23 protein-coding genes and 2 riboswitches are annotated in these 23975 nt (G+C 49.6%); of the genes, 5 read left to right on the plus strand and 18 right to left on the minus strand.

Going from position 1 to position 23975, the window contains the following annotated elements:
- Positions 1 to 28 precede the first annotated feature (28 nt).
- Positions 29 to 1315: an O-acetylhomoserine aminocarboxypropyltransferase/cysteine synthase family protein gene (locus AC5RDV_RS12230; protein ID WP_008626796.1), complete on the plus strand. Its 1287-nt coding sequence runs from the start codon at positions 29 to 31 to the stop codon at positions 1313 to 1315.
- A 56-nt stretch (positions 1316 to 1371) separates the two neighbouring features.
- Positions 1372 to 2319, plus strand: a complete 948-nt coding sequence (cysK, locus tag AC5RDV_RS12235) for a cysteine synthase A (protein ID WP_282748495.1) — start codon at positions 1372 to 1374, stop codon at positions 2317 to 2319.
- Between the two features lie 159 nt (positions 2320 to 2478).
- Here cysK and AC5RDV_RS12240 read toward each other — a convergent pair whose 3' ends face one another.
- On the minus strand, positions 2479 to 3375 hold the full coding sequence (locus tag AC5RDV_RS12240; RefSeq protein WP_282748494.1) for a helix-turn-helix domain-containing protein: 897 nt from the start codon (positions 3373 to 3375) through the stop codon (positions 2479 to 2481).
- Between the two features lie 154 nt (positions 3376 to 3529).
- Between AC5RDV_RS12240 and AC5RDV_RS12245 the strand changes: the two genes are divergently transcribed.
- Positions 3530 to 4777, plus strand: a complete 1248-nt coding sequence (locus AC5RDV_RS12245; protein ID WP_282748493.1) for a multidrug effflux MFS transporter — start codon at positions 3530 to 3532, stop codon at positions 4775 to 4777.
- Positions 4778 to 4798: 21 nt separating this feature from the next.
- Here AC5RDV_RS12245 and AC5RDV_RS12250 read toward each other — a convergent pair whose 3' ends face one another.
- From AC5RDV_RS12250 to AC5RDV_RS12330, 17 genes are all read right to left on the minus strand, one after another.
- Positions 4799 to 5617 (minus strand): alpha/beta hydrolase, encoded by an 819-nt coding sequence (locus AC5RDV_RS12250; RefSeq protein ID WP_282748492.1) that lies wholly within the window; start codon positions 5615 to 5617, stop codon positions 4799 to 4801.
- A 19-nt stretch (positions 5618 to 5636) separates the two neighbouring features.
- Entirely contained in the window at positions 5637 to 6365 is a 729-nt protein-coding gene (locus tag AC5RDV_RS12255; RefSeq protein WP_282748491.1) for a HesA/MoeB/ThiF family protein, read from the minus strand.
- Positions 6359 to 7495, minus strand: a complete 1137-nt coding sequence (thiH, locus tag AC5RDV_RS12260) for a 2-iminoacetate synthase ThiH (RefSeq protein WP_276787783.1) — start codon at positions 7493 to 7495, stop codon at positions 6359 to 6361. Before thiH ends, AC5RDV_RS12255 begins: the two co-directional genes overlap by 7 nt.
- A gap of 13 nt (positions 7496 to 7508) precedes the next feature.
- Complete coding sequence (locus AC5RDV_RS12265) at positions 7509 to 8285, minus strand: thiazole synthase (protein WP_282748490.1); 777 nt, start codon at positions 8283 to 8285, stop codon at positions 7509 to 7511.
- Between the two features lie 66 nt (positions 8286 to 8351).
- Positions 8352 to 8549, minus strand: coding sequence for a sulfur carrier protein ThiS (gene thiS / locus AC5RDV_RS12270; protein WP_282748489.1), 198 nt, complete (start codon positions 8547 to 8549; stop codon positions 8352 to 8354).
- 66 nt (positions 8550 to 8615) lie between these two features.
- Positions 8616 to 8708, minus strand: a riboswitch (TPP riboswitch).
- A gap of 137 nt (positions 8709 to 8845) precedes the next feature.
- Positions 8846 to 9328 (minus strand): ferritin, encoded by a 483-nt coding sequence (locus AC5RDV_RS12275; RefSeq protein ID WP_130893487.1) that lies wholly within the window; start codon positions 9326 to 9328, stop codon positions 8846 to 8848.
- Positions 9329 to 9444: 116 nt separating this feature from the next.
- Positions 9445 to 10032: a GTP cyclohydrolase I FolE gene (gene folE / locus AC5RDV_RS12280; protein WP_008626816.1), complete on the minus strand. Its 588-nt coding sequence runs from the start codon at positions 10030 to 10032 to the stop codon at positions 9445 to 9447.
- 4 nt (positions 10033 to 10036) lie between these two features.
- Positions 10037 to 10570 (minus strand): SPOR domain-containing protein, encoded by a 534-nt coding sequence (locus tag AC5RDV_RS12285; RefSeq protein ID WP_232038380.1) that lies wholly within the window; start codon positions 10568 to 10570, stop codon positions 10037 to 10039.
- An 85-nt stretch (positions 10571 to 10655) separates the two neighbouring features.
- The gene (locus tag AC5RDV_RS12290) at positions 10656 to 12740 is read right to left on the minus strand and encodes a BT_3928 family protein (RefSeq protein ID WP_282748488.1); all 2085 of its coding nucleotides are present in this window, start codon (positions 12738 to 12740) and stop codon (positions 10656 to 10658) included.
- A complete protein-coding gene (locus AC5RDV_RS12295; RefSeq protein ID WP_008626819.1) occupies positions 12733 to 13272 on the minus strand; it encodes a DUF1599 domain-containing protein in 540 nt (179 codons plus the stop codon). The genes AC5RDV_RS12290 and AC5RDV_RS12295 overlap by 8 nt, the downstream gene beginning before the upstream one ends.
- Positions 13273 to 13766: 494 nt before the next feature.
- Positions 13767 to 14660 (minus strand): peptidoglycan DD-metalloendopeptidase family protein, encoded by an 894-nt coding sequence (locus AC5RDV_RS12300; protein WP_130893489.1) that lies wholly within the window; start codon positions 14658 to 14660, stop codon positions 13767 to 13769.
- 39 nt (positions 14661 to 14699) lie between these two features.
- A complete protein-coding gene (gene ndk, locus AC5RDV_RS12305; RefSeq protein ID WP_008626828.1) occupies positions 14700 to 15161 on the minus strand; it encodes a nucleoside-diphosphate kinase in 462 nt (153 codons plus the stop codon).
- 127 nt (positions 15162 to 15288) lie between these two features.
- Positions 15289 to 17385 (minus strand): ATP-dependent DNA helicase RecG, encoded by a 2097-nt coding sequence (recG, locus tag AC5RDV_RS12310; protein ID WP_282748487.1) that lies wholly within the window; start codon positions 17383 to 17385, stop codon positions 15289 to 15291.
- Positions 17386 to 17388: 3 nt separating this feature from the next.
- Positions 17389 to 18075, minus strand: a complete 687-nt coding sequence (locus AC5RDV_RS12315; protein WP_282748486.1) for a 2-C-methyl-D-erythritol 4-phosphate cytidylyltransferase — start codon at positions 18073 to 18075, stop codon at positions 17389 to 17391.
- Complete coding sequence (locus AC5RDV_RS12320; RefSeq protein ID WP_008626832.1) at positions 18072 to 18632, minus strand: DJ-1 family glyoxalase III; 561 nt, start codon at positions 18630 to 18632, stop codon at positions 18072 to 18074. The genes AC5RDV_RS12315 and AC5RDV_RS12320 overlap by 4 nt, the downstream gene beginning before the upstream one ends.
- Before the next feature lie 36 nt (positions 18633 to 18668).
- Entirely contained in the window at positions 18669 to 19940 is a 1272-nt protein-coding gene (locus AC5RDV_RS12325; protein ID WP_428389022.1) for a mechanosensitive ion channel family protein, read from the minus strand.
- Positions 19941 to 19959: 19 nt separating this feature from the next.
- Entirely contained in the window at positions 19960 to 20673 is a 714-nt protein-coding gene (locus AC5RDV_RS12330; protein ID WP_008626836.1) for a pyridoxine 5'-phosphate synthase, read from the minus strand.
- Between the two features lie 103 nt (positions 20674 to 20776).
- Between AC5RDV_RS12330 and AC5RDV_RS12335 the strand changes: the two genes are divergently transcribed.
- Positions 20777 to 21670 carry an NAD kinase gene (locus tag AC5RDV_RS12335; protein WP_008626838.1) on the plus strand — a complete coding sequence of 298 codons (894 nt, stop codon included), beginning with the start codon at positions 20777 to 20779 and terminating at the stop codon, positions 21668 to 21670.
- Positions 21664 to 23331, plus strand: a complete 1668-nt coding sequence (locus AC5RDV_RS12340) for an ABC transporter ATP-binding protein (RefSeq protein ID WP_428389018.1) — start codon at positions 21664 to 21666, stop codon at positions 23329 to 23331. The genes AC5RDV_RS12335 and AC5RDV_RS12340 overlap by 7 nt, the downstream gene beginning before the upstream one ends.
- Positions 23332 to 23366: 35 nt before the next feature.
- A riboswitch (cobalamin riboswitch) is annotated at positions 23367 to 23577 on the plus strand.
- The last annotated feature ends 398 nt before the right edge of the window (positions 23578 to 23975 follow it).

Raw genomic sequence — 23975 nt, forward strand, 5'->3', positions numbered from 1 at the left:
CAGTCAAGAACTTAATAACAGAAACATCATGGACAGAACAAAACTACACTTCGAGACCCTGCAACTCCATGTAGGACAAGAGCAGGCGGACCCGGCCACGGATGCCCGTGCCGTACCGATTTACCAAACCGCCTCATACGTGTTCCACAATGCGGACGATGCAGCCGCACGCTTCGGCCTGCAAGCCCCCGGCAACATCTACGGACGGCTGACCAACAGCACGCAAGGAGTGTTCGAGGAACGCATGGCCGCCTTGGAAGGCGGAATAGCCGGACTGGCCGTAGCTTCGGGAGCGGCCGCCATCACTTACGCTTTCCAGAACATCACACATGCAGGCGACCACATCGTAGCCGCCAAAACCATTTACGGCGGCAGCTACAACCTCCTGGCCCACACCCTGCCGGCATACGGCGTCACCACTACATTCGTCGATCCTGAAAACCCCGGCAATTTCGAACAAGCCATACAGGAAAACACCAAAGCCGTATTCATCGAGACATTGGGAAACCCCAATTGCAACATCATAGACATTGATGCCGTGGCCGACATCGCACACCGCCACCGGATTCCGCTCATCATAGACAATACGTTCGGCACGCCTTACCTTATCCGTCCGATAGAGCATGGGGCAGACATCGTCGTACATTCGGCCACGAAGTTCATCGGCGGCCACGGCACTTCATTAGGAGGTGTCATCGTGGACTCCGGAAAATTCGACTGGAAAGCTTCCGGGAAATTCCCGCAACTCACCCAACCGGATGCCAGCTACCACGGCATTTGTTTCACCGACGCGGCAGGAGCGGCAGCCTACATCACCCGTATCCGCGCCACACTGTTGCGCGACACGGGAGCTACCATCAGCCCGTTCAATGCCTTCATCCTTCTTCAGGGGTTGGAAACCTTGTCCTTACGGGTGGAACGCCACGTGGAGAACACCCTGAAAATCCTGGATTTCCTCTCCACACACCCTAAGGTAAAGAAAGTCAACCATCCGGCATTGCCCGGACACCCCGACCATAAACTATATGAAACGTACTTCCCGAAAGGAGCCGGTTCCATCTTCACCTTCGAAATCAAGGGAGGACGTGAAGAAGCGTTCCGCTTCATCGACAGCCTGGAGATATTCTCTCTTTTGGCCAACGTGGCCGATGTCAAATCGCTGGTCATCCACCCGGCCAGTACCACCCACTCCCAACTCAATGAAACGGAACTGGCCGAGCAAGGCATCACGCAAGCCACGATACGTCTCTCCATCGGCACGGAACATATCGACGACTTGCTCTCTGACCTGACGCAGGCCTTCGCCCAAGTCTGAATACCTAAGAACCACGTAATACATATACATTCGACAAACGCAAAAAAGAAAAGATTATGGAAAAGGTTTATCATTCGCTGACCGAACTTATCGGGCGTACACCTTTATTGGAAATCAGCCACATAGAAAAGAAAGAACAACTGAAAGCCAGAGTTCTGGCCAAACTGGAAAGTTTCAATCCCGGAGGAAGCGTGAAAGACCGCGCAGCCTTCTATATGATAGAGGCGGCAGAAAAAGAAGGCCTGCTGCGTCCCGGTAGCCTCATCATAGAGCCTACTAGCGGAAACACGGGCATCGGACTGGCTTGGATTGCCTCAGTCAAAGGTTACCGGCTCACGCTCACCATGCCTGAAACCATGAGCCTCGAACGCCGCAATCTTCTGAAAGCATTAGGTGCCACACTGGTACTCACTCCGGGCAGCGAGGGCATGAAGGGAGCCATCCGCAAGGCCGAAGAACTGAAAGCTGCAAATCCCGGTGCTTTCATTCCGGGACAATTCGACAATCCGGCCAATCCGGAAGCACACGTACAAACCACAGCAGAGGAAATATGGAACGACACAGACGGTAAAGTGGACTTCTTCGTAGCCGGCGTAGGCACGGGAGGTACCATCAGCGGAACAGCTAAAGGATTGAAAAAGCACAATCCGTCCGTGCAAGCCATAGCCGTAGAACCGGACGCCTCGCCCGTTCTCTCCGGCGGTAGCCCCGGGCCTCATAAAATACAAGGAATAGGTGCCGGCTTCGCTCCGGTGAATTTCGACCGCCAACAGGTGGACGAAATCATCCGGGTCACAGACGAAGATGCCGTCCGTGCCTCCCGCATGTTGGCCAACCACGAGGGGGTACTCGCGGGCATCTCGTCCGGCGCTGCCCTGCACGCCGCCCTGCAAATCGCACGCCGCCCGGAGAATGAGGGCAAAACGATTGTCGTGCTGCTTCCCGACACGGGCGAACGCTACCTGTCTACCGTACTGTATGCCTTCGAAGACTTCCCGTTGTAAAGGGCCTCAACCTAAAATGTATGCTTTTCTGCTTACATCGCCTTATGGAACAGGCGTTTTCATAAATCACTCATAATTAACGATGTAAATAAGCAGAGCCATTCCAAAAATCAATTGCCGCAGATTCACAAATCATTCTGCGGCAATTGATTTTTCAATCTAAGCCAAACGATTTTCCGTTTGGCGCACAAAAATTTCACGCTCCCCGCCCGCAAAATTTTTCAATCGGAAATCCCGGGGCGACATTCCCGTATTCTTTTTAAAAAAACGTGTGAGGCACGACTGGTCCGTAAAATGAAGCCGCTCCGCGATTTCCGTAACGGACAAGTCCGGCTCGCTAAGCAATACCTTAATCTCTGCCACCAACTGCTCGTCTATCAACTGCTTGGGCGAACGTCCACCCATATAACGGACGGTAATCTGATGCAAATAACGTGGAGTGATGCAAAGCTTTTCTGAATAAAAAGCCACTTGGTGCTCCTGTGCGCCATGGTCGCGCACCAACTGCATGAACCTGTGGCAAATCGCCTGCTTACGGCTGTACTGCTTCGCGACCGACAGCTTTTCCTGTATGGTGTTGAACAGCCACATCAGCAACCCCTGCAGGAAATTATACTCTTGCTGCTGCCTGAACGGGGACACATTTCCGCAAAAAAGCATCTGAGCCATATCCATCCACAAATTGATCTGCACCCATGTGGCCTGGCTCCGCTCATCCTCCGTATGACGGTAACAAGGATGTTCGTGCGTGTAGTTCAGGTAAGGGGTATCTATGGGCAGGACGGCTTTCAGAAAAACTTCTTTGGGAAACATCAGCAAACGTACCGTAAAATCATCCGACGCATAAAGCACTTGTATCAGGCTTCCTGTAAGAAAAATAAGCTCGGTCTGCTCCCCCAAGGCATATTGCTGCACGCCGGTGGACACGACAGCCGTGCCACGGACGCAAATCAAATAAACCCCGCACACGAAATGGCTTGGTTTCGAGCGCAGAGAGGCCAGATTGGTTTCCTCATAGTGGATGGATGAAGTGTCGGAAGGTAAGAATACGGCCATGGTTTTATTCCTTTTTAGACCGCAAATATACAAAAAATCAATCCCTCTGCCGTATATTATTCCGATAATGAAATGTTTTGTACACGTTACGACAAACGAAAACAGTTCCGATTGAAGTACTTTTGCACCGGAAAAAACAAAGCATTTGGAAACAATGGGAAGCAAACGGAACTCAAAAACATTCATCCTGTTATTCTTGGGCCTCTTGAGTGCCTTCGGACCGTTCGTGATGGACATGTATCTGCCCACTTTGCCTGCCATGTCGGTCTACTTCCGCACCACATCTTCCATGGTGCAACTTGGACTGACGACCAGCATGGCCGGACTTGCCGCAGGCCAACTGTTTTTCGGCCCGTTGAGTGACAAATACGGCCGACGTCCCGTATTGTTAGTCGCACTCATGCTTTTCCTGTTATCCACAGCCGGTTGCATTTTTTCCGAAAACATCCTGCAATTCATCGCCTTACGATTCTTGCAAGGCGTATCCGGGGCGGGCGGTGTCGTCCTCTCCCGTTCCATCGCAGCCGACAAATATTCTGCCCGCGAACTGGCCGGTGTATTGGCCGTCATAGGAGGCATAAACGGAGTAGCCACTGTAGCAGCACCCATAGCCGGAGGCTTCTTGGCCGATGCAAGCGGATGGCAAGGCATCTTCTGGAGTCTCTTTTTATTGGGAACGATTCTACTGGCAGGCAGTTTCCGCATGGAGGAATCGCATCCGGCCGGACAGCGTGCCTCCGTCCGGTGGAACGACATCCTCCGCAACTTCGGCCTCGTATTACGCAACCGGCAATATTTGGCCTACACTTTACAATACGGATTTACGATGGGAGTACTCTTCGTGAATATCGCATCGGCTCCTTTCATCATGCAGGAACATTACGGCCTTTCCGCCATGCAATTCAGCCTGTGCTTCGGGGCAAATGCCATAGCCATGGCCGTTGCATCGGCCGTTGCGGTCAAATTGCCCACGATGAAAGACGCATTGCACATCGGCAGCAATGGCATGTTGTGGCTGTCTTTCGCATGGTTGGCAGCCTTGTCGCAAGGATGCAGCTTTTGGATATACGAGACATTGGTATTCGCCCTCCTCTCCATGGCAGGCATCACCTTTACCGCTTCCAACACGTTGGCCATGGAATGCGAAAGAGAAAATGCTGGCGTGGCTTCGGCGCTTCTCGGCACTGCCGGTTTTGCCGTAGGCGGCATCATGTCTCCCTTGGTAGGATTGGGGAACATCCTCTTTTCTACCGGCACACTGTTCATCTTCAGCTCGTTCCTTGCCCTCTTGTGTACACACTATGCCTTGTCGTCGCAAGGTTTCATCCGTAGCCATATCTTAGAGGAACTCCGGCAAGCTGCGAAAAAGATATCCACCCTCCCACGGCAAAACTCCAAATGACCACCCTACGGCCCGTAACGGTCAATGACTTTCCCTGAAGAATTTCAAGAAAAACAAGATTTGATAATCGATGGAATTGTTCCAATATTCACCCGTATGCGCTCCGGGGCGCACAATAAAGTCGTGCATGACACCTCGTTCCAACAACTTTTGATGGAAGGCTTGGTTGACTTCAAAGAAGAAATCATCATAGCCGCAATCAAAAATAATCCGTAGGGCACCATCCTTGAGTTTGCCTGTTTGGTTGATGACGGTATAATCGTCCCAATCGCACACCCCGGCATCTTTTGCCCCGATTTGTGCCTTCATGTCCCAGTTGTCCGGAAAAGGCCGAATGTCCAACCCGCCGCTCGTACTGCCCGCCGCTCCGAAAACGTCCTGATGGCGTATGGCCAACCATAGGGCACCATGGCCTCCCATGCTCAATCCGGTAATGGCCCGCTTCTCGCGAGAAGGCAGCGTACGGTAATGCCCGTCCACGTAAGACACCAACTCCCGGCTGACGAACGTCTCAAACTGGGAATCTTCATTGAGCGGACTATCCCAATACCAACTGTTTTCTCCATCCGGACACACGAAAATCAGATTCTCACGGTCGGCATAGTCTTTGAGTTCCGGTTTCAAGCCGGGCCATGTGGTTTCGTTTCCGCCATAACCATGCAACAGATAAACCACAGCCGCTCCCCTGCCTTCTGTCTTTTCGGGAGAAATCACTATGGTACGCACCGCACGTCCCATCTTCCGGCTGTGCACCTCCACCGTATCCACTTTCGCAGCACGGACAGCCACCGCCGACCAGCAAAGCAAACTTGCCAAACAGCAAAACACTCTCTTTTTCATTTCGTATCTATTTATGGGGTTAAAGTTCGATGACATAAGACTGCATCGTACGCAAATCTATCGTCCACAAGCGGCCGTCTAGCACGTCGCCGTAACCGCAAACCAACTTCATCACTTCGTGAGCCTGCACACTGCCTACTATCGCCGGGGTCATGCCCACAACGCCTTTAAAAGCCGGAGGCAACCGGTACGCCGCCTCTTCGTCCGGATACAAATCCCGATAGCTTTTCGATTCCGCAGTACGACAGAAGACGGACACCTGGCCACAGAACCCTTCGATGGCACCGTAAACGTATGGCTTGCCTTGCGCCCTGCAAATATCGTTCAAAAGATAACGGGTCGGATAATTGTCACAGGCATCCACCACAATGTCATAGCCTTGAACCATACCGGCGGCATTATCCGGTGTCAGACGACAAGCGTACGGCTTCACGTCCACATCGCTGTTCAATGCACGCAACCGACGGGCAGCCAACACCACCTTGGGCAGCCCCACTTCCGCCTCCGCATAAAGAACCTGGCGGTGCAAATTGGTAGTACTCACCTCGTCATCATCCACCAACCCGATGTGCCCTATTCCGGCACCGGCCAGATAGAGCGAGACGGGAGAGCCTAACCCGCCCGTCCCGACAACCAACACCCGCGCCGCACGCAAGCGTTCCTGCCCTCCGGTACGGATTTCCGGCAACATGGTCTGACGCTCGTACCGCCCGAACTTTTTATCCTCCATCCCGGACATGGTCAGCATTTTACATAAGATTGCAAATCGAAACTGGCATCCCAATCCTTCCATACCGGTTCACGACCGGCCTTTCTCAATGCCTTCTCCACCTCCACGGCCGTGCGTTCGTCGCTCACATGGAACTGCTCCAACGCCTGCGGATAGGTATAATATCCTCCCGGTTCCGTCTTGCTTTCCGCACTCATCGTGGTCACACCCAACGTGGCCATGTGGTCACGGATGGCCGCCGGTTCGCGTGTGGAATAGGATATGTCCACATCGTGGTCGAAAATACGCATGGCAAAAGTGACTTGGGCCAGTTCACGGTCGCTCATGACGACATTCGGTTGGAAGCCCCCGTTCTCGGAGGGCCGCATACGGGGGAAGTTCACACTGTATTTCGTCCGCCAATAATGCTTCTGCAAATAACGTAAATGGTAAGCCATCATCGTAATGTCCGTGCGCCATTCTTTCTCCAGTCCGATGAGTACCCCCATCCCGATGGAATGCACCCCGGCTTGCCCCATGCGGTCGAAACCGTTGACACGCCACTCGAATTTCGACTTCATGCCCCGAGGATGGTAGATGTTATAGTTTGCCTTGTGGTACGTTTCCTGGAAGCAAATGACTCCGTTCATCCCGTGTGCCTTCAGTTCTTCATACTCTTCGGCCTTGAGCGGCATCACTTCTATCTTCAGGTTACTGAAGTAGGGTTTGGCCAAATCCAAGGCACGCGCCAGATAAGGCACGCCCGCCTTGGCCGGATTCTCTCCCGTCACGATCAAGAGGTTCTCGAAAGGCGCCAACTTCTTGATGGCTTTGTATTCGTTCTCTATCTCCTCCTCCGTCAGAATGGTGCGGCGCATCGGGTTGCTGATATGGAAACCGCAATACACGCAGGAGTTGGTGCAGGAGTTGGTGATATACAAAGGTATGAACATGGACATGGTCTTACCGAAACGCTCTTCGGTATATTTACGGCTCAACCGCGCCATCGTCTCCAAATAGGGGGCGGCTGCCGGAGATACCAAAGCCATAAAGTCGTCCACGTCACAACGTTCTTTCGAGAGGGCACGGCGCACGTCGGCTTCCGTCTTGGCATTGATCCGCGCAGTGGTTTCCTCCCATGAAATCTTTTCCAATTCGTCCGAAAACATATCTTCTTCCCATTTAGTCGTTCAAAAATGCCGTCAGGGGCGAACTGGCCTCTGCCACGAAATTATCGGCCTGTAATCCTAATCCGGCTTCGTAGGCCATACGTCCGGCTTCCACAGCCTGCTTGAAAGCCACGGCCATCGCCACCGGGTCGCCAGCCACGGCTATGGCCGTATTCACCAAGCAAGCTGAGGCACCCATTTCCATGGCCTCGGCAGCATGACTGGGTGCCCCGATACCGGCATCCACGACAACCGGCACGTTGGCCTGCTCGATGATGATGCGCAGGAAATCACGGGTCTGCAATCCCTTGTTTGTCCCAATGGGTGCTCCCAAAGGCATGACTGTAGCCGCTCCGGCTTCTTCCAGATGTTTGCAAAGCGTAGGGTCGGCCTGACAATAAGGCAATACGACAAAACCTAACTTGACCAACTGCTCCGTAGCCTTCAGGGTCTCTGTGGAATCGGGCAACAAATAACGCGGATCGGGATGAATTTCCAACTTCAACCAATTCGTGCCGAATGCCTCGCGTGCCATCTGGGCTGCGAACACGGCTTCTTCGGCATTCCGGACACCCGACGTGTTCGGCAATAATTGTATCTCGGGACGCACGATATGCTTCAGCATGTCATCCTCCTTATCTTCCAGTTCGATACGCTTCATGGCTACCGTCACCATTTCCGTTCCGGAAGCCATGATGGAACGGGCCATCAGGTCGTTGGAATCAAACTTACCTGTACCTAAAAACAAACGGGAAGCAAACTCCCGTCCTGCTATGACTAATTTTTCCATTGTCCTATGCTATGATATTAAATTAAAATTCTTGAACACCAGTGTCCTACAAATACCAACCGGACGCTACCCTCCGCATGCCGCTTTGATAACGACAATGCTCACCCCCTCGGTCAACACATAATCGGCCCACTGGGTACGGGGCACCAAACGGTTCTCCACGGCCACAGCCACCCCCTGAAACGGAAGCGATAGTTCTTCCATCAATGCAGAAATCGAAACGGCAACCGTTTCCACTTCTTTGTTATTCACCAAAATTTTCATTTCATCTACTTTTAATGATTTCTGAAAAAGCAAGTACAAAGAAGCACCACAAACGGCAATATGGAAAGATAATGGAAATCCAATCCCTACGGCAGTACGAACTGCATCAGGTTCGAGGGTATAATCTCAGCCCCTGTCCGGGCACCCCTTTGTCTTTACTCGGACAAAGATACGTAAAAAAGGGAAATGACGTAACACTCCACTATCATTTTATAACAAAAAGAAAACAAAAATCGTTCCCCGACACAATCGAGAAACGATTTCCTTATATGTGGCATATAAATACTACCCACGAATCATAACCGCTGTCCTAACTTATCGTCAATGAACAGCAAAGCGGCCTTGTCGGCTTTACGGATCTTTTCCAAAATACCTTGCGCCGTAGATTCCTCTTCCACTTGCTCACGCACGTATCCCCACAAGAAATCCTGAGAAGCCATATCCTTTTCTTCGGAAGCCACTTTCACCACGTTTTCAATTAACTTGGATACCTGACATTCATGCTCGTACACATTTTCAAAAACGCCTAATACACCGTCCCATTCCTGTGGGACCACATCAATCTTATCTACCTTGGCCACTCCACCACGTTTGATGACGTAATTCGCCATGTCGTAAGCATGCTCCAATTCTTCCTGAGACTGTTTCTTCATCCATGCGGCACAACCGTCGTAACCTTCCCTCTGCAAATAGAAGGACATGGATAAATACAAGTTAGCCGACCACATCTCGGCCACGATTTGTTCGTTAATAGCTTTCTGCAATTTGTCTGAAATCATATTCGTATATATTAAAAATTAAACAACTTCACTTTATTATAGTAAACTACAACTACAGTGCCAGAACACCCGATTTCATCATCATGTCAGCTATTTATTCTTAATTTTACGGATTGTTATAGAGAATCACGATGAATAAGGTTGAGAAACTCCTCCCGGGTTTTAGCCTGATTAAACGCTCCTGTAAAATCACTGGTCGTAGTCACCGAATTTTGCTTTTCCACTCCACGCATCTGCATACACATGTGCCGAGCTTCCACTACGACCATCACGCCCAACGGGTTCAACGCTTCTTGTATGCAATCCCGAATCTGGAGCGTCATCCTTTCCTGTACCTGAAGACGATGGGAAAAGCTGTCCACCACACGGGCAATCTTGCTCAACCCCGTAATGTATCCATTGGGTATATAAGCCACATGCGCTTTCCCGTAAAAAGGCAGCATGTGATGTTCGCACAAAGAGAAGAAATCTATGTCTTTCACTATCACCATGTGACGGTAGTCTTCCTTGAACTTGGCCGAATTCAGAATCTCTTTCGGATCTTCGGCATATCCCCGCGTCAACGTCTGCATCGCCTTGGCCACCCTATAAGGCGTCTTTTGCAATCCTTCACGTTCGGTATCTTCACCCAACAAAGCCAGAACAGCCTTATAGTGGGTTTCTAATTCCCGTTGTACCGTTTCGTTATAAACCTGACATTCCATCTGTTCAATAAGGTATTTGAATTACAGATTTTACAATCAATGCCTCATCGAATTGCTTGGTTGCACGCAATTCGTGCAAAGCCTGATTGGCCTCCTCGTACGTTCTGAAATCACCCACCCTGCAAATCCAACGCGGACTCTGGAAATGGGTATAAGTAGCCATGTCGCTGAAGTAACTCTTCACTTTTCCGGCCATCCGTTGCGCCTCCTGGCGGGCTGTCCTGGAGTTCCCCCCCGCATAAACCTGAATCCGGTAGCCGTTGGCTTTCATTTTCCGTACGGGCTTGTGGCCTACAGATGAATTACCATTCTCCGTTATCGACTGGGATATACGTCCGGAAGCCGCAAGTGAAGTGGAATTTTCATTCCCCGCCCCTGTGCCATTTACCATCCGGGTAATCTCGGCATCCTGAATCACACGTACCGTCCCCTGCCCGTCCACAGGCTTCACCAACTTGTCCACAAACTTCTGTTGCGCTGAAACCTGAAGCCAACTTACGGCACACCAAAACAACGATAGGAAGAATCTTTTCATCATATAGCCTTTTGAATATAAAACCATAAAAGAGAGCCATTCCGAGACACAAAGGCGACCTCGGAATGACTCCGTTTTTCTACTCTGATTAAGCTTTCCAAGCATCAATGATACCCTTGAAGTCTGCACACTTCAAAGCAGCACCACCAATCAAACCACCGTCCACATCGGGCTTTGCAAAAATCTCTTTTGCGTTCGAAGGCTTGCAGCTTCCACCATAAAGGATAGAAACATTCTCGGCAGCCTCAACGCCGAACTTCTCGGCAATAGTCGTACGAATGAAAGCATGCATCTCTTCCGCCTGTTCAGCCGTAGCCGTCTTTCCCGTGCCGATAGCCCATACCGGTTCGTAGGCCAAAATGATGTTGGAGAACTGTTCTGCCGTCAAATCGAACAAAGAACCGGCCAACTGAGCCTTCACCACTTCGTTCTGCTTGTCTGCCTCGCGCTCTTCCAGTACCTCGCCGATACAGAAAATGACTTTCAAACCATTGGCCAAAGCCAAGTTTACTTTCTCTTTCAGGATTTCAGCTGTCTCGCCATAGTAAGCACGACGCTCCGAATGGCCTAAGATGACATACTGCGCACCGGTAGATTTTACCATCTCGGCAGACACTTCGCCAGTGTATGCACCTTTTTCCTTGTCTGCACAATTCTCTGCACCCAAGCCGATAGTCTGGGCATCCAATACTGCGGCTACGGAAGCTAAGTGAATAAACGGTGTACAGATGACCACGTCACAATTTGGTTTGTCGGCAGCCAAAGCCGCATTCAACTCAGTAGCCAAAGCTACACCTTCCTGCAAATTCAGGTTCATCTTCCAGTTACCTGCTACAATTTTCTTTCTCATTTCTTTTCTTTTTAAAAGGTTGATAATTCTATTTTTATGTTTCATTCGCCTATACATCTTGCTTCCTATCCATATCCGGTCGGCAAACACCAACACAAACAGGGGGACAAGGAACCATAGGACGACACGCAGCGTCGTCATCATCCGCGATGCCGACTGCAAACGCCCCAATTCACTATCTTCCAACGGCATATTCAGGTCCTCTTCTTTCGGAAGGTTGTTACAACTCCATTTGTTATACACCGTACCATCTTTCAACAACACCAACCCGGGATTGGAGCGCACGATGGTTTTCAAAGTGATTTCATCCGTCATGCCAAAAGGATAATCCGCCCCCGTCAAATCCTGCCATCGCCCAATCATGCCATCACCGGATGCCGTCAGACAATAAAAGGCATAACCATGTTCGCCGCAATAATCATAGAGTTCATTGATACGGTCTATATTGCTGTCGTCCGCAAACTCCAGATAAGGAGAGATTAATAAGAAAGTATATCCTTTGTCCGACAAAACCTGCTCCGTGATATCCTCACCATCAGGCCACGTCATAATCGAAAAATCATGTACGGGGGGCACATATCCTTCTTTCACCAACACCGTCCGGCTATCCACAAAATGCCAGGCCGTATCCTCGGGATAATCTTCCGTAGTGAATTCTTTCTTTACTCCATCCTTTTCAAGTACGAATGTCGTAAGATACTCCGGCTCCTCCTCTCCTTCCGGAACCACCATCGCTTGGGGCAGGTTTACTCCGATATGATAAGGACGGAAATCGAAAACCGGAAGATAATAGATACAGAAACCCGCCAGAACAAAGGCAAAAAAGATAGAATAGAGGGAAATCATCCACTGGTTGCGTTCGGAAACAAAGCGCACCATCAACCGACGGTAACGAAAAACGAGCACGGATAAGCCCAACAGCACGACATTCTTGCCGAACGTCTCCCAGTTCGTCAACGACACGGCATCTCCGAAACATCCGCAGTCTGATACGGGATTGGCCAAAGCCAGATAAAGCGTCAGAGGTGTCATCACACTCATGAACAACAAAAAAAGCCAGGAAGTCGTACGTCGACGTATGCCAAAGAATAGATATATCCCTATACAAAATTCAAATACAGCCAAAAGGACCGCCAACCAGAGCGGCAAAAAACCGGGAATCCATTCCGACCAACCGAATGCCTGAAAATAGTCGTCGAATTTATATTGGGTACCACGCGGGTCAACCACTTTCACCAATCCAGAGAAGACGAAAGTCACAGCCAACAACAAACGGCTGACATTCACGGCAACCCAACGTAATTTATATCCCAACCTATTCACCGAACGTCAATTTTATCAGCCCGAATACGGCATAATTCATCATGTCCATGTAGTTGGCATCCACTCCCTCCGACACCAAAGTCTGCCCCGCCAAAGCCTCAATCTGCTTGGTCCGGTAAAGCTTCATCAGGATAAGGTCTGTATAAGAACTGATGCGCATGCCGCGCCAGGCCTCATCGTAATCGTGGTTTTTCTTCAACATCAAAGCGAGTGAAAGCCCCGCATATTTGTCATAATATTCCAAAGCACATTCAGCTGCCATATCTTCCGCATCGGCATAGCCTAACTCCAACTGTATCAGGCCGACAATACTGTAATTCACGATAGCCATGAACTCCGGACGGATGCCCTCACCGACCAACGAGACCCCTTTCACTTCCAAACTACGGATACGATTGGCCTTGATAAATATCTGATCCGTCACCGAAGCAGGACGCATGATACGCCACGCCGCACCGTAATCATGCAACTTTTTGGCGAACAGCTCCCGACACTCCTTCATTATTTGCTCAAATTGTCCTTGTGTATCCATATTTTACCGTTTAGGCATACCACAACATGCAATGTGCAAAGGTAGTACAAATCATCGAATAAAACAAAAAGAGACCGTAGAATACGCAAACGCGAACGGCCTTTTCATGTTCTTTCACCATAACACAGTGTACATCAAGTATTTCCTAAAAAGCAAGAATGCTAACGGTGAAAACAAGGTGAAAGTTACCGGATAAGAAAGTTCACCATAAATAACTGAAACAGAAGAGGTCTGAAGGATGCGAACCTATCCCTGCATTTTTCATATTGTAAGCAGAGTGAAAACAACGAACGCCCTACAGTCCTCGACACCTCACGCAGCTCATGACGAAAAAATCATTTGGCGCAGGATGAAATCATTCTCAGCAGAACAAAAAATCGTTCTCAGGAGATTAAAACCCGTTTACTTCAACCGTCCTCACCCCCAAATAAACAGCAAAAGAGAGATGTCCCGACCTTACGGAGCACCTCTTCCTTGCTTATTAAATCTAATGCTTATGAATACTTAAGTATTTGTCCCGGACGGAGTACCGTAGTCCGGGTTATTCCGTTCAACTTACATAACTTAGCAACCGTCGTCCCACATTTTGAAGCAATAACCGAAAGGTTCTCACCCGATTTCACACGGTGCACTTTAGAACGGGGCCTCGCAGTGGGTTTGGGCCGGACATTTGTCTCGTTCTTTGCCAATTCAGACTTTCCTTTATTGGAACGGAAGATGTAATAATCCCCCGTCACGTCCTGAGCCACGAAATCAAACATTTCAGCCGGGTTGATGGCTTGCCCCAAGAAACGTGTTTCAAAATGCAAATGAGAACCGGTAGAACGTCCCGTATTTCCTCCCAAGCCAATAGGTTCTCCTGCTTTCACAATTTGGTTTTCCTTCACAAGGTGTTTGGACAAATGGCCGTATATCGTTTCCAAACCATTAGGGTGGCGGATAACAATATAATTCCCGTATCCTCTTCTTTCGTAATCCACGATACGCACTTTTCCGCTAAACGCCGAACGTATGGTATCCCCGATGTACACCTTGATGTCCAACCCTTTATGCTGACGACGGAAACTTGCACGATAACCGTAATTAGAAGTAATTCTCGTGCTCGGCGTCGGCATGCAGAAATGCCGCAAGTCTATCTTGTATTCTTCCGGCAATTCTACATCATAACGATGGGCATATTGGTTGTTCCAATCGGGATAAAGACCAAACGCGGGATTTTCAAGCTGTTCGTCACCTACCAAACGCTGTAAAGCGACAGAATCTATGGCTCTCATCTTTTTGTCTATAGGTGCCTGGCGAGCCAACAAATCTTGCCCTGATACCGGCAAACTAAGCACGGCCAAAACCACTACAGCTCCTGTCTTAAGTCTTTTGAAATTGAAAAACATTTAATTATTAATATTATAAAGTTCGCTTATCTTCTCTTATTATAATTCATCTAAGGCATACAAATAACCCAAGTTGGAAGATTCGTACTCAAAAATCTCCTCCGGCTTGAAGAAACGCGCCAATTCTATTTTCGCATTCTCCAATGAATCGGACGTGTGGACGATATTTTGTTGGTTACTCATACAATAGTCACCACGAATAGTGCCCGGAAGGGCATTCCTGCCATTTGTAGCCCCTGCCATCGCCCGTACTACGTTTACGGCCTCAATACCTTCGAAGCAGCATGCAATCACGGGAGTCGACATCATGGAATCCTTTAAAATCTGAAAGAATGACTTCTCGCGCAAATGAGCATAATGTTCGTTCAATATCGCATCTGTCAATTGCATCATTTTCATTCCGGCCAACCTCAATCCTCTCTTCTCGAAACGGTTGATAACTTCTCCTACAAGCCCCCTCTGTAATGTACAAGGTTTTAACAAGACCAAGGTTTTCTCCATGAATACAGACTTTTTGAATTAAACATATTTAATTAGCGTATTCTAAACACTAACGGCGACAAAGATAATCTTTCCATAACAAAAGCCCAAGAAAATTAACAGTATTTTTCCTCCAAAGATCATTTTTTCAAGAAATCACCCCCCAATTCACAGTCTTATTCCTTAATTTATTTAACTGTCTCCATAGAATATCATTCTTTGAAGCTGCGCAATGCGGATCATCGTCCAACACTTTTTCGGCCGTCTCCCGCGCCAACTGCAACACCTGTCCGTCACGTGCCAGATTGGCCAACCTCAACGTAAACGAAACCCCGCTTTGCTGCGTGCCTTCCAAATCGCCCGGACCGCGCAACTTCAAATCCGCCTCGGCTATTTCAAACCCGTCGTTCGTCTCCGTCATGATTTGAATACGTTTGCGTGTATCCGCCGAAAGCTGATATTGGGTGACCAAAATGCAATAGGACTGGTCGGCTCCACGTCCCACCCGTCCACGCAACTGATGCAACTGCGCCAGTCCGAAACGTTCGGCATTCTCTATCACCATGACCGAAGCGTTCGGTACGTTCACTCCGACCTCAATCACAGTAGTCGCCACCAGTATCTGGGTCTTCCCTGAAATGAAATCTTGCATCTCGGCCTCCTTCTCTGCAACTTTCATTTTACCATGCACCCGGCTTATCTTATATTCCGGCAAATCGCGGCACAACTGCTCATACCCCTCTTCAAGGTTCTTGATGTCCATCTTCTCGCTTTCCTTAATCAACGGGTATACCACGTATGCCTGCCGGCCTTCGTTCAACTGCGAACGCAGCCCCCTGTACAGGCTCTCCCGCCGGTTGTCAAACTGATGAACCGTCTGAATCGGCTTGCGCCCGGGAGGCAGCTCGTCGATAACCGACACGTCGAGGTCGCCATACAAGGTCATGGCCAAGGTACGGGGTATCGGAGTGGCCGTCATCACCAACACATGAGGAGGATTGCTATTTTTAGTCCACAAACGGGCGCGCTGAGCCACACCGAAACGATGCTGCTCGTCTATCACGACCATGCCCAAAGACTTAAAAAGCACCGTGTCTTCCAACACGGCATGCGTCCCGACCAGAATCCGTACCTCACCGTCTTTCAATCCGTCCAAAACAGCCTGTCGCCGCTTTCCTTTCACCGTCCCTGTCAGCAGTTCCACCCTAACGGGCATCCCGGACAACAAGTTCTGGAAAGTCACATAATGCTGCTCCGCCAGAATCTCGGTAGGTGCCATGATACAAGCCTGAAAACCATTGTCCAAAGCAATCAAGATACTCATCAAGGCCACCAGTGTCTTCCCGCTGCCTACGTCGCCTTGCAACAAACGGTTCATTTGCCGGCCGCTCCCCATGTCCTGACGAATCTCACGAATGACTCTTTTTTGCGCCCCGGTCAGCTCAAACGGCAGATTCTTTTCATAAAACGTATGAAACAACTCGCCTACACGGGCAAACACATAACCACGATATTTCTGCCGACGCTCACGCGCATACTTTATTATATTCAATTGAATATAGAAAAGTTCTTCGAACTTCAAACGGAATTGTGCCTTCCGCAAATCTTCCGCAGAAGTCGGATAATGCACATGGCGAAGTGCTTCATCCAAAGACACCAGATTCAACGCGCTTACTAAATAAGGCGGCAAGGTTTCCGGGATTTCGGCATCCAAACGTTCAAACAAAGTCGCCGTGAAATGTTCTATAGAACGGGAATTCAGTCCGGCCCGTTTCATTTTGTCCGTAGTCGTGTAATAAGGCTGAAGCCCCATTGTGTTCAAACGCAATTCATCGGCCTTGTCCACATCAGGATGAGCGATGTTGATTCGCCCGTTGAAAACACTCGGCCGCCCGAACACGATATAATCCGTCCGCGTCTTATAGGCTGACAAAATATATTTTATGCCATTGAACCAAATCAAGTCCACAACTCCCTGCCCATCGGTAAAATGAGCCACCAAACGCCGTTTCCGCCCCTCTCCCTCCGTATCAAAGCTCAATATCTGACCGCGAATCTGCACGTAAGGCATATCGGCCGTCAACTCATGGATATAATAAAGCCGCGTACGGTCTATATGCTTATAAGGAAAGGTGTACAACAAATCATGCAAAGTACGGATTTGCAACTCATCTCCGAGCAGTTTGGCACGCTGCGGCCCCACTCCCGGCAGGAACTTGATGTCTTGGCGATCAAGGTCTATCATCGGTCAATCAGATAAAAGAGCTTCGGCTACCTTTAAATCGAAAGGTGTGGTTATCTTTATATTCTCACGGTTGCCCGGCACCAACTTCACCTGTACCCCCATAGCTTCCACCACAGAAGCATCGTCGGTGAAAAACGGACGGTATTCTTGCCGGTAAGCGGTTTTCAGCACATCGGCCCGAAAAGCCTGCGGGGTCTGCACCAAACGATATTGTGCACGGTCTACGGTTATACTGTCTCCCTCCGCCCCGTTGGATTCCAGACAACGCAGTGTCTCCACGACTTCGACAACAGGTATGGCAGCACGTTCCCGGAAAGCAGATTCATAACATGCCGCAATGACTTCACGAGACACAAAAGGACGTACGCCATCGTGCACGGACACCAAAGCATCCGTTTCCCCATCCGGCACCTCTGCCAAACCGTTGGCCACAGAATGAAAGCGTGTCTCTCCTCCGTCGGCCAAATGATAAGGAATGCGGAAGTCATATTCACGACACAATTCATTCCAATAGCCCTGCTGTGCAACCGGCAATACCACAATCAGTTCCACACTTTCGTCATAGGCATGAAATACATCCAACGTCCGCATCAACACCGGTCGACCTTGGACCGGAATGAACTGCTTGGGAATTTCGCCCCCCATACGCAGTCCTTTCCCTCCGGCCACTACGATCGCATATTTCTTCATCGAGCCACTTCGTTGTACAACATTCCGTTTCTCACGGCTTCCGCCTTGTCTTGACCGGCCAGCTTGGCCACGATGGCATAACCGAATTCAAATACGGCAGCCGGCCCTTTTCCGGTAATGAACAAGCCGTCCTCCTCCACAAGACTGCCTGTATAAGAAGCCCCTTCCAAGTTCTCTTCAAATCCGGGATAGCAAGTCGCCTTCAGTCCTTCCAGCAATCCCATACGGCCGTAGACCAAAGGGGCCGCACAAATAGCCGCCAACGGTTTACCTGCCTTATACTGCTGCATGATACCTTCGGCCAAACCTTCGTGTCCGGCCAGATTGTATGAACCAGGCAGCCCGCCAGGCAATACCAACATGGCGGCCTTGGAAAAATCAACATCTTCTATCAACATATCGGCCTCAACACGGATGCCATGCGACCCGGTCACCATCTTGTCGCCCGTCACCGAAACGATACGGGTTTCCACTCCTGCACGGCGCAAAATATCTACCACAGCCAAAGCTTCCACTTCTTCCGAGCCTTCGGCAAAAAACAAATATACTGTTTCCATCCTTCTGTATTTAATAATGAATATTTATAAGTTAAATCAATTCTTCTCTTGCCACGCCATGCGTTGCACATCCGCTCCCGAAGGTGATTGGAAAACCCGCAAGTCGAACTCCGGAATCACTGCCAGGACATGGTCGAAGATATCGGCCTGGATTTCTTCATAAGGAATCCAGTCTTTCACCGTCGAAAAGAAATACAGTTCCACAGGAATTCCCCTGTCCGTCGGCTGCAAATGGCGGACCATGCAATGCAGTTCCTGATTGGTATAAGGCAAGCTCCGCAAGTATGCCGTCAAATAAGCCCGGAACACCCCTAAATTGGTCTGGCGGCGGCCATTGACCTTTACGGTATCATCGATGGAATGAGCCGCATTATAATCCTGCAAATCCTGTTCTTTCCTTTCTATATAGTCTTTCAGCAAACTTATCTTGCGAAAACGCTCCAACATCTCCGGCGTACAAAACTTCACACTGCTCATATCTATATTGACAGACCGTTTGATACGACGTCCGCCGCTTTCGCGCATCGCATTCCAATTCTGAAACGATTCACTGACTAAGACGTATGGCGGTACCGTGGTCACGGTGTTGTCCCAATTACGGACTTTCACGGTGTTCAGCGTCACTTCCGTCACGACCCCGTCGGCATCATATTTGGGCACTTTTATCCAATCTCCCACTTTCAGCATATCATTGGCCGACAACTGTACCCCACTGACGAACCCCATAATGGTATCTTTAAAAACCAACATCAAAACAGCAGCCGAAGCACCTAATCCAGCCAACAGCGAAACGGGATCCTTATCTATCAGCTCGCTGAGCATGATTATACCGCCCACGAACCATGCCACCACCTGAAGTGTCTGCAACAAACTCTTCAAAGGACGGTTCCGAAAGGCTTCCTTATCGCTATAGACACTATAAACAGCCCTTAAAAAAGCATGAATAAAACCCAAAAAAGAAAGAACAATAAATACAAAACTGATTCGTCGGACAAAATCAACCGTACTTCCATTCGTATCGGCAAAAACTACGGGTACAAAGCAATATATCACCACCGGCACCACCATACGGCTCAACCGTACCATCACCTTATGGTCGAATACCACATCGTCCCACGTAGCCTTGGTATGCTTCACCAAACGAGCCACAGCCTTCAGCAAGAAACAACGGCAAACCGCATCAGCCAGAAAAGCTACACCTACCAACAAGACCAACATGACTCCGTGCGTCAAGACACTAGCTACCGAAACCAATCCCCACGAAGCCAACACGCTTGTCAACCATCCTTGCAAGTCCATTTCCATCATTCCGACACGTCCGGATTTTCTATTTCAAACACTCCAGATAGCGCTTGACGGTCTCTTCCAACCCGAGATACAAAGCGTCACAAATCAGTGCGTGACCGATGCTTACTTCATCAATCCACCCTATCTGTTCATGCATGTATTTCAAGTTCTCCAAGCTCAAGTCATGACCGGCATTCAGCCCTAACCCCAAACCGCGAGCCGTCCGTGCTGCCTCCACGAAAGGACGGACAGCATCCTCCGGACTTCCTGCATAAGCCGAAGCGTACGGCTCCGTATAAAGTTCCACCCGGTCCGCCCCCGCTTTTGCCGCATATTCCACCATCTCCGCTTCGGCATTGACAAAAACGGAAGTACGAATCCCTTTTTCCTTAAATTCCCCTATGATCTCCGTCAGAAACGAAAGATTCTTTTTCGTGTCCCAACCCGTATTCGACGTAATCTGGTCGGGGGCATCGGGCACCAATGTTACCTGTGTGGGTCGTACTTTCAACACCAAATCATTGAACTTGTCCACCGGATTGCCTTCGATGTTGAACTCCGTGCGCAAAACGGCTTTCAGGTCATACACGTCCTGATAACGGATGTGACGCTCGTCGGGACGGGGATGCACCGTGATGCCCTGTGCCCCGAACTTTTCACAATCCAATGCCACCTGCACGACGTCCGGATTGTTGCCTCCCCGCGCATTACGCAGAGTAGCCACCTTATTAATGTTCACGCTTAATTTCGTCATTTCTCTTTCAATTATAATTTGTCACCAATAGGGCAAAGTTAGAAAAAAATACTATATTTGCGGCTCTATAACCGCAGTAAAAGTCTTAATTAATATTAGGAAAATGGCAGAAAGACTCAAATTCGCCCTGTTCGGCAACATCTATCAAGCTAAAAAGTCGGCTTCGGTCAAACAACTCATTTCCTTGTTGACCGCCCGTGGAGCCGAACTCTATATTGACACGGCTTTCTACACTTACCTTAAACAGGAACTTCATTTCGATGTCATCCCTACCGGACTAATATCAGACAGCGACTTTCAGGCTGACATCGCAGTCAGCATGGGAGGTGACGGTACTTTTCTGGCCGCAGCCAGCCGGGTGGGAAATAAAGACATACCTATATTAGGAATCAACATGGGGCGGCTCGGCTTCTTAGCCGACGTGTCTCCGGAAGAAATCAATGAATGCATCGACGACATCTACAACCACACATACAAAATTGACGAGCGTAGCGTCATCGAAGTAAAATACGAAGGTCCGGAACTCTCCGGATACCCATACGCCCTGAACGAAGTGGCCGTCCTGAAACGGGACAATTCCTCCATGATTTCCATCCGGGTGGAAGTGAATGGCGAATTTCTGGCCACTTATCAGGCTGACGGCCTCATCATCAACACGCCCACCGGTTCCACCGGTTATGCCTTGAGCGTAGGAGGCCCCATCATCGTGCCCCAATCCGGTACATTCTGCATTACACCCGTAGCCTCCCACAGCCTGAACGCACGCCCCATCACGCTCCGCGACCAAGTGGAACTTACCCTGTCGGTAGAATCCCGCAACCATAATTTCCTCGTGGCTATAGACGGACGCAGCGAAGCCTGCACCGAAGCCACACGCCTCATCCTTCGTCGAGCTCCTTATAATATAAAGGTATTGCAACGCAAGAACCATTCGTTTTACTCCACCTTACGTGAGAAACTCATGTGGGGTGCCGACCCAAGGGAAGAATCATGTTGAACGCCTTTCGCTCCTCTACGTCAACCTATTCCACCCTACGTTTGCTCCAATGGCTGTGGAATATCCTGCGACACCACCGACTGCAAACGGGACTGAACACCCTGCTCGGCTGTTCCACCGTATTGTTGGATTTCATGTTCATCGCTGCCACCAAATGGACCATCGACATCGCGACCTATAAAGCCCCCGGAAGTTTATCCATAGCCGCCGCACTACTCATCGGTATCCTGTTGTCACAGCTCTGCATCCATTTCGCTTCACGTTGGGTCAAGGCCATTTTGGGAGTCAAGGCACAAAACCACATGCAACGGTTCTATTTCGACCGTTTGCTCCACAGCGAGTGGAAAGACCGGAACCGACGCCACAGCGGTGACCTCCTGAACAGGCTGGAGCGAGATGTCACCGACGTGGTGAATGCCGTCACCGAAACGGCTCCTTCCATTATCGCCGTGTGCATACGGTTGGCAGGCGCGTTCTTATTCCTGTATTCCATGGATGCTTCATTGGCTTGTCTCACTGTGGCCATCATTCCGCTCTTCATGGTATTGAGCAAAGTGTATATGAAACGTATGCGCAAACTGACCCGCGAAATCAGGAATACGGACAGCCGTATCCAAAGCATACTGCAAGAAACGATACAGCACCAGATGGTTGTACAGACTTTGGAACAACAGCCCGTTATGGTACAACGGTTGGACAACATACAACAGGATTTACGTGGCCAAATCAAGACGCGCACCCGCTTTTCGTCCATCTCCTCGTCTTTCCTCAGTGCCGGATTCATGGGGTGTTACCTCGTAGCCTTTCTTTGGGGAGCCGCCCGGCTGCACGAAGGGACGATCACCTACGGCATGATGATAGCCTTTATCCAACTTGTAGGACAAATACAAGGACCGTTCCGGGACATGAGCCGTTTCATTCCTATTTTCGTCAATGCTTTTACAGCCGGCGAACGCCTCATGCAATTGGAAGAAATCCCCTTGGAAAAGTATCCCGAAGGAACCCGGATGGGTTCGCCCTCCGGCATACGCTTCCATCAGGTCTCATACGCATACGATAAGGGAAGCCGCCACATACTGCAAGATTTCACCTACGATTTCCCGCCGGGCAGCCATACGGCCGTGATAGGGGAAACCGGTGCAGGGAAAACGACTTTAATACGCCTGATGCTTTCCTTAATCCATCCCACAGCGGGAAAAATCATATTATACGACAACCATGGCAGGCAATCCGAATGCCATGCAGGTACCCGCTCCAACTTCACCTACGTCCCCCAGGGAAATACCCTCTTTAGCGGTACCATACGGGAAAACCTGTTGCTCGGCAATCCGTACGCCACAGATGAAGAAATGCAAACCGCACTCATCCACGCCTGTGCCGATTTCGTATTCCAACTACCCGAAGGTCTGGACAGCCGTTGCGGCGAACAAGGTACGGGATTAAGCGAAGGACAATCACAACGTATCGCCATCGCCCGCGCTTTACTGCGTCCGAGCGGTATTTTACTATTCGACGAGGCCACTTCCTCACTCGACACCGCAACCGAAAAACGGCTATGGCAAAATATCTGTAACCATTATGGCGATAAGACCCTGATTTTTGTCACTCACCGGATGAACATCATTACATCCGAAACGCGCGTATTGAAACTCAGCAAATAAAAAGGAAAAACTTTGGTCAGCCCATACAAAAACACTATCTTTGTCCCGTAACAGGTGTCCTGTCTGCCGACCGGCATTCCGGATGAAAAGGGAATCGGGTGGAAATCCCGGACAGTCCCGCTGCTGTAATTTCCAGAAAGCGTATCAAAAGGAAGACTCATACCACTGCCTCAAATCCATCACGAGGTCGGGAAGGTTTTTGATACGGGAATAAGTCAGAAAACCTGCCTGTTCAAACTGCGGCATCTCGCTTCGAGGGTTAGGCGATGATTCCACTCTGATTCTAAGAACCGTCTTTTCTATCACAAGGATCGGCTTATTTCGTCCGCAACATAACGGACGAATGTGGCACCTTTCAGAACATGACGCTTGGAAGATGCCTGTCACACGACAACGTTTATTTAACCCCCTCCAAAGGCCGAAGCGATTCGCCCTTGCGTCTGCCATGCTATCTGCTATCAATCCATTTTACCAGACGCAGAAATAAACGGAAACGATGGAGACAGACAGAAGAATTCACATTCAAAAAAATGACGTCCAGAAGAAAATCTCTTCAGGACGTCATTGATTTTATCTACCGGACATTCTTGGCTCAGTAGATTTTTAGTGGGGATAGCCATATAAATTTGCTATGCGGAAAAGGA

The organism is Paraprevotella sp. (assembly GCF_986071375.1).

What these genes read in the sequence shown, in the direction of transcription:
- AC5RDV_RS12230 (WP_008626796.1), top strand. Translation starts at nt 29, where the DNA reads ATGGACAGAACAAAACTACACTTCGAGACCCTGCAACTCCATGTAGGA.
- cysK (WP_282748495.1), top strand. Translation starts at nt 1,372, where the DNA reads ATGGAAAAGGTTTATCATTCGCTGACCGAACTTATCGGGCGTACACCT.
- AC5RDV_RS12240 (WP_282748494.1), bottom strand. Translation starts at nt 3,375, where the DNA reads ATGGCCGTATTCTTACCTTCCGACACTTCATCCATCCACTATGAGGAA.
- AC5RDV_RS12245 (WP_282748493.1), top strand. Translation starts at nt 3,530, where the DNA reads ATGGGAAGCAAACGGAACTCAAAAACATTCATCCTGTTATTCTTGGGC.
- AC5RDV_RS12250 (WP_282748492.1), bottom strand. Translation starts at nt 5,617, where the DNA reads ATGAAAAAGAGAGTGTTTTGCTGTTTGGCAAGTTTGCTTTGCTGGTCG.
- AC5RDV_RS12255 (WP_282748491.1), bottom strand. Translation starts at nt 6,365, where the DNA reads ATGCTGACCATGTCCGGGATGGAGGATAAAAAGTTCGGGCGGTACGAG.
- thiH (WP_276787783.1), bottom strand. Translation starts at nt 7,495, where the DNA reads ATGTTTTCGGACGAATTGGAAAAGATTTCATGGGAGGAAACCACTGCG.
- AC5RDV_RS12265 (WP_282748490.1), bottom strand. Translation starts at nt 8,285, where the DNA reads ATGGAAAAATTAGTCATAGCAGGACGGGAGTTTGCTTCCCGTTTGTTT.
- thiS (WP_282748489.1), bottom strand. Translation starts at nt 8,549, where the DNA reads ATGAAAATTTTGGTGAATAACAAAGAAGTGGAAACGGTTGCCGTTTCG.
- AC5RDV_RS12275 (WP_130893487.1), bottom strand. Translation starts at nt 9,328, where the DNA reads ATGATTTCAGACAAATTGCAGAAAGCTATTAACGAACAAATCGTGGCC.
- folE (WP_008626816.1), bottom strand. Translation starts at nt 10,032, where the DNA reads ATGGAATGTCAGGTTTATAACGAAACGGTACAACGGGAATTAGAAACC.
- AC5RDV_RS12285 (WP_232038380.1), bottom strand. Translation starts at nt 10,570, where the DNA reads ATGATGAAAAGATTCTTCCTATCGTTGTTTTGGTGTGCCGTAAGTTGG.
- AC5RDV_RS12295 (WP_008626819.1), bottom strand. Translation starts at nt 13,272, where the DNA reads ATGGATACACAAGGACAATTTGAGCAAATAATGAAGGAGTGTCGGGAG.
- AC5RDV_RS12300 (WP_130893489.1), bottom strand. Translation starts at nt 14,660, where the DNA reads ATGTTTTTCAATTTCAAAAGACTTAAGACAGGAGCTGTAGTGGTTTTG.
- ndk (WP_008626828.1), bottom strand. Translation starts at nt 15,161, where the DNA reads ATGGAGAAAACCTTGGTCTTGTTAAAACCTTGTACATTACAGAGGGGG.
- recG (WP_282748487.1), bottom strand. Translation starts at nt 17,385, where the DNA reads ATGATAGACCTTGATCGCCAAGACATCAAGTTCCTGCCGGGAGTGGGG.
- AC5RDV_RS12315 (WP_282748486.1), bottom strand. Translation starts at nt 18,075, where the DNA reads ATGAAGAAATATGCGATCGTAGTGGCCGGAGGGAAAGGACTGCGTATG.
- AC5RDV_RS12320 (WP_008626832.1), bottom strand. Translation starts at nt 18,632, where the DNA reads ATGGAAACAGTATATTTGTTTTTTGCCGAAGGCTCGGAAGAAGTGGAA.
- AC5RDV_RS12325 (WP_428389022.1), bottom strand. Translation starts at nt 19,940, where the DNA reads ATGATGGAAATGGACTTGCAAGGATGGTTGACAAGCGTGTTGGCTTCG.
- AC5RDV_RS12330 (WP_008626836.1), bottom strand. Translation starts at nt 20,673, where the DNA reads ATGACGAAATTAAGCGTGAACATTAATAAGGTGGCTACTCTGCGTAAT.
- AC5RDV_RS12335 (WP_008626838.1), top strand. Translation starts at nt 20,777, where the DNA reads ATGGCAGAAAGACTCAAATTCGCCCTGTTCGGCAACATCTATCAAGCT.
- AC5RDV_RS12340 (WP_428389018.1), top strand. Translation starts at nt 21,664, where the DNA reads ATGTTGAACGCCTTTCGCTCCTCTACGTCAACCTATTCCACCCTACGT.